Below are 4,893 nucleotides of genomic sequence, written 5' to 3'. Positions count from 1 at the left end.
TGCGCACCAGGAGTCCTATGTGGTGGCCGGTGTGAAGGTGGTGGGACTGTACAAAGTTTCCGTAGTCGGTGGTGACGGTGGGTGCCTATGTGCTGAGCAGGATGCGGTGGCGGAGGAGTTCGAATCCTGCTCGGCCGTGCACCTGTCGCGTGATCCGCTTGGTGTGGGTGGGGGAGGGGCAGGCCGGCGTTGACAGCGGCGCGGTCGAGTTCCAGGCCGTTGCAGAAGCTGTGCAGGTGGGGCAGTCCCATCAGCGCGGCTGCCGCTTCGCTCCCCGCACGCAGGGCACCGGACAAGCCGGGTCACCAGGGGAGGGGACGGCCGTCACGGAAGAAGTCGCCGGTAGGACCGTCGTCGGGGAGGAGGGCGGCCCAGACGACGCTGGCAGCGCCGGCCTCGACGGGGCGGCCCCCGGGGCCGCCCATGTCGGTGGCGACCCAGCCCGGGCAGACGGAGTTGACGAGGAAGCCCTCGTGGCGGAGGTCGGCGGCGAGCATGCGGGTGAGGGCGTTCAGGGCGGTCTTGGAGGCGGTGTAGGCGGGGGCGCCGCTGCCCATGTTGGTCAGGGAGGCGGCCTCGCTGCTGACGTTGACGATGCGGGGGTGCTCGGCGGCGCGCAGGAGGTCGACGAAGGCCTCGACGGTGCGCCAGGCGCCGAAGAGGTTGGTCTCGAACGCCTCGGTGACGACGGACATGCGGGCGGAGGACGGACGCTGCCAGCTGTCGTAGTGGATGGCGGCGTTGTTGACGAGGACGTCGAGCCGTCCGAACTCCTCGCCGACGTGGTGGGCCGCCCGTTTGAGGGTGTCGGCGTCGCGGACGTCGAGTCGCAGGGGGCGGACGTCGAGGCCCGTGGCGGCCATGGCACCGGCGGCGCGTTCGGCGGCGGGGAGGTTGCGGGCTGTGAGCAGGACGGTGTGGCCGAGCCGGGCGAGCTGGGAGCAGACCTCGTGGCCGATGCCCCGGTTTCCTCCGGTGACGAGTGCGACGCGATCCCTGGGATCGATGGCCGGGTTGGTCGGGTCGAAGTCGGGAGCCCTCATTCTTCGTCGCCTCCAAGCGAGTTGAGACCCTCTCATCCTCGGCGGGAACGGCCTCCCCTGTCTAAGATCTCTTGTGATAACCATGTGCTATGGACGCTCACCTACGGGATCTCAAGTACTTTTTGGCTGTCGCGGAGGAGCTGAGCTTCCAGCGGGCGGCGGAGCGGCTCTTCGTTTCGCAGTCGTTGCTGAGCAAACAGATGCGTCAGTTGGAGATGGGCCTGCGGACGTCCTTGTTCGAGCGGGCCTGGCGTGAGGTGCGGCTGACACCGGCGGGCGCGGCGCTCCTTCCGGCGGCGCGGGAGATCACCCAGCGGTGGGACCAGGCGCAGCGGGCGGTGGCGGACGCGGCGGTTGACGCCCACGCGGTGCTGACCGTCGGTCTTTCGACGAGTGTGGGCCGGGGGTTGGTCCAGCGGGGGCGGCGGACCTTCGAGTCCAAGTGGCCGGACTTGCAGCTGCGGTTCCGGCACGTCGGCTGGGCGGATCCGAGTGTGGGGCTGACGAAGGGCGAGGTAGACATCGCCTTCGTGTGGCTCCCGCTTCCCGATGCCGAGCAGTTCTCGGTCCGGGTGGTGGCGCGGGAGCGGCGCTGGGCAGCGCTTCCCGCGGGGCACGCCTTGTCGGAGCAGGAGGAGATCGCCTTCGCCGACCTGCTGGAGGAGCCCTTCATCGCCCTGCCGGACCGTGCCGGTCCGCTGCGTGACTTCTGGCTGGCGCTGGAGGACCGCGGCGGGCGCGAACCTCGGATCGGTGCGGTCGTTTCGAGTGCGGAGGAGACCCTGGCGGCGGTCGAAGCCGGCAAGGGAGTGGTGCTGCTGGCCGAGGGCAACGTCGAGCTATACCGGCGCTCAGGGATCGTGGCACGTCCGGTCAGCGGGCTGGCGCCCAGTGAGCTGGCGGTGGCGTGGCGGCGCAACGACCGGCGGAGCGTGGTGCAGGACTTCGTGGCGGGACTGGACGAGCTGCGCTGACAGCGGATGCCTTATTTACCGTGATATTTCGGCGATTCCTGTTTCGCAACGTATACAGCTCTCCTATTTATAACCCTTCCGTATGAACGAATTCATTGGACGGGTGAATTCTGGTCGAGTTCACTCTGGGGGTGCGCTCGCGGCCCCGGGGGGCCTTTGTCGCTCGGATTGGGCGAATGGCCGAGCGCACCCTGCCAAACGGAAGGCTTCCTATGATTTCCTCGGCGGCTCTGCCGACTCCCGACCTCCAAAGACATCGGCTTCCTTCATTGACCGGGCTGCGATTCGTTGCGGCCCTTCTCGTTTTCATGTTCCACATGACCCTGATCGATTCACCGCTTCCGCCGAATGCGCCGGTGAAGGTCAGCCCGTTCGCAAACCACACGATCGCACAGTGGCTCGGGGACACCTTCGGCCGATCCGGAATGATCGGCGTCTCGTTCTTTTTCGTCCTCAGCGGGTTCGTGCTCACCTGGTCGGCCAAGCCGGGGGAGCCCGCGACGGCGTTCTGGCGCCGCCGGCTGCTCAAGATCTTCCCAGCGCACCTGGTCACCTTCGCCTTCGTGATGGTCTTCCTCGCGGACGGCTCGATTCCGGCGAAGGCGTGGCTGCCGAACCTGTTCCTGCTGCATGCGTGGTTCCCGGACCCGTCGGTGTTCATGTGCGTGAACCTCGTCGCCTGGACCCTCAGCTGCGAGCTGCTGTTCTACGTCCTGTTCCCGCTGGTGATCGACGGCCTCAGGAGGATCCCGGTCCGGCACCTGTGGGGGTGGATCGCCGGGCTCATGGTGGTGATGGTCGCCGTCCAGGCGGCGACGGCCTGGGTGGTGCCCGACACACCGAAGACCTCCTTCGGAGTGTCCAATCTGCAGTTCTGGTTCGGCGACTTCCTGCCTCCGCTACGCCTTCCCGAGTTCGTGATCGGGGCGCTGCTGGCGCTGGCCGTGCGCGCCGGACGCGACATCCCGGTGCCGATGCCCGCCGCCGTGGCGCTGTGCCTGGTCGGCTTCGTGGTCCAGCTGTACGTCCCGTTCGTCCTGGTCTTCAACGTGACGATGATCCTTCCGATCTGCGCGCTGATCATCTCGGCGGTGCAGCGGGATGTGGCGGGCCGGTCGGGCCGGCTGGGCGGGCGGACCATGACCTGGCTGGGCGAGGTGTCCTTCGGGTTCTACCTGTGCCAGGGCATCACCGTCTTCTACGGCCGCAACATGGTGGGCCACAGCGCCCGGTACGGGACGCCGGTGGCCACGGTGGTGTTCGTCGGCTTTTTCCTGGCCACCTTTGTGGCGGGCTGGATCCTGTACGTGGGGGTGGAGCGACCTGTGATGCGGCGCTTCGCCCGCAGTCGGCGCCCCGTGGTTCTGCCGCCCGTCGACCCGGCGCCGCCTGAGACGGCCGCCAGCGCGGCTGCGGACTGACACACGGCCTAATGCTCCCTGCCGGGTCACGAGTCCGGATCCGGAAAGTCCGGATCCGGATTTCCCTGTGGGTTGCCCCGCTCACGCCACATTCCCATATGATCAACTACCGCTGGCTCGTCGTAGTCCCGTAATTGCGGGAACACGTCCATAAGGGGTGGAAGTGGCAGGACCTCCATCATGCAAGTACGCCATAGACGCGTCCGGTCAGGACATCCATGGGGAGATCGCCAGAATTCGCGCCGAGGGGCCGGTCCAGCAAGTGGAATTGCCGAGCGGAGTTCTGGCCTGGTCCGTCACCGGACATGAGGAGATCAGGGCGCTGCTCCTCGATCCCCGCGTCTCCAAGGACGCCTACCAGCACTGGCCCGCTTGGATCGATGGAAGCGTCGGCACCGAGTGGCCGCTGGCCATCTGGGTCTCCGTGCAGAACATGGTGACCGCCTACGGCGACGACCACTCGCGCTTGCGCAAGCCGGTCGCCTCGGCCTTCACCGCCCGCCGGGTGGCCACCCTGCAGCCGCGGATCGAGGCGCTGACCGCCGAGATCCTGGACGCGCTGGCCGAGCAGCCCCCGGGGGCGGAAGTCGACCTCCGCGAGGGCTTCGCCCATTCGCTGCCGCTGCAGGTCACCTGCGAGTTGTTCGGCATACCCGTCGAAGCGCGCGGCCGCTTCCAACGGATCATCAAGGGCTTCTTCTCCACCACGGCCACCCTGGAGCAGGCGCAGGTCAACGGTCAGGAGCTGTACGTCGCACTCACCGAACTCATCGCCCGCAAACGGGCCGAGCCGGCCGGCGACCTGACCTGCGCGCTCATCGAGGCCCAGGCAGCGGGCCAGATGACCGAGAAGGAACTGGCCGACAACCTCATCCTGCTGTTCACCGCGGGCTACGAAACCACGGTCAACCTGCTCGACCACGCGGTGCACAGACTGCTGAGCCACCCCGAGCAACTGGCCCTGGTCCGCGAGGGCCGCGCCGACTGGGACGACGTCATCGACGAGACCCTGCGCCTGGAAGCGCCCGGGGCCCACTCCATCCTGCGCTACGCCGTGGAGGACATCGAGATCGCCGGGGTCGTTATCGCCAAGGGCGACGCCATCATGATCGCCTTCGCCGGCGCGGGGCGCGACCTCCGGCACCACGGCCCGGACGCCGACGCCTTCCACGTCCAGCGCCCCACGCGCAAGGATCACGTGGCCTTCGGCTTCGGCGTGCACTACTGCCTGGGGGCGCCGTTGGCCCGTATGGAGGCGCGGATCGCTCTGGCGGCCCTGTTCGACCGTTTCCCCGACATGGCGCTCGGGACCTCCGAGGTCCTGCCGCAGGTGTCGTTCATCTCCAACGGCCACCGTACCCTGCCGGTGGTCCTGCGACCGGCGGCCTGACCCGGGGGTGACGGCCGACCCCACCACGGCCGTCACCCCCGGCACGCGCACGGCTCAGGGAAGTC

4 protein-coding genes and 1 pseudogene are annotated in these 4,893 nt (G+C 68.1%); 3 read left to right on the top strand and 2 right to left on the bottom strand.

Going from position 1 to position 4,893, the window contains the following annotated elements; genetic code table 11:
• Positions 1 to 85: 85 nt before the first annotated feature.
• Together AC3ET4_RS30230 and AC3ET4_RS30225 are read right to left on the bottom strand one after the other, a co-directional pair.
• Positions 86 to 245 (bottom strand): annotated as a pseudogene (locus AC3ET4_RS30230) (ISL3 family transposase); the annotation flags it as partial.
• 57 nt (positions 246 to 302) lie between these two features.
• Positions 303 to 1,043: an SDR family oxidoreductase gene (locus AC3ET4_RS30225; RefSeq protein WP_431955068.1), complete on the bottom strand. Its 741-nt coding sequence runs from the start codon at positions 1,041 to 1,043 to the stop codon at positions 303 to 305.
• Positions 1,044 to 1,132: 89 nt separating this feature from the next.
• Here AC3ET4_RS30225 and AC3ET4_RS30220 point away from each other — a divergent pair, with 89 nt between their 5' ends.
• From AC3ET4_RS30220 to AC3ET4_RS30210, 3 genes are all read left to right on the top strand, one after another.
• On the top strand, positions 1,133 to 2,017 hold the full coding sequence (locus tag AC3ET4_RS30220) for a LysR family transcriptional regulator (protein WP_431955066.1): 885 nt from the start codon (positions 1,133 to 1,135) through the stop codon (positions 2,015 to 2,017).
• Between the two features lie 176 nt (positions 2,018 to 2,193).
• On the top strand, positions 2,194 to 3,438 hold the full coding sequence (locus AC3ET4_RS30215) for an acyltransferase family protein (protein ID WP_431955064.1): 1,245 nt from the start codon (positions 2,194 to 2,196) through the stop codon (positions 3,436 to 3,438).
• A 262-nt stretch (positions 3,439 to 3,700) separates the two neighbouring features.
• Positions 3,701 to 4,828 (top strand): cytochrome P450 family protein, encoded by a 1,128-nt coding sequence (locus tag AC3ET4_RS30210; RefSeq protein ID WP_431955062.1) that lies wholly within the window; start codon positions 3,701 to 3,703, stop codon positions 4,826 to 4,828.
• Positions 4,829 to 4,893 lie beyond the last annotated feature (65 nt).

The sequence above is a fragment of the Actinacidiphila sp. bgisy167 genome (assembly GCF_057707665.1).
This window is presented reverse-complemented; position numbering and strand designations above follow the sequence as displayed.

What these genes read in the sequence shown, in the direction of transcription:
- AC3ET4_RS30225 (WP_431955068.1), bottom strand. Translation starts at nt 1,043, where the DNA reads ATGAGGGCTCCCGACTTCGACCCGACCAACCCGGCCATCGATCCCAGG.
- AC3ET4_RS30220 (WP_431955066.1), top strand. Translation starts at nt 1,133, where the DNA reads ATGGACGCTCACCTACGGGATCTCAAGTACTTTTTGGCTGTCGCGGAG.
- AC3ET4_RS30215 (WP_431955064.1), top strand. Translation starts at nt 2,194, where the DNA reads ATGGCCGAGCGCACCCTGCCAAACGGAAGGCTTCCTATGATTTCCTCG.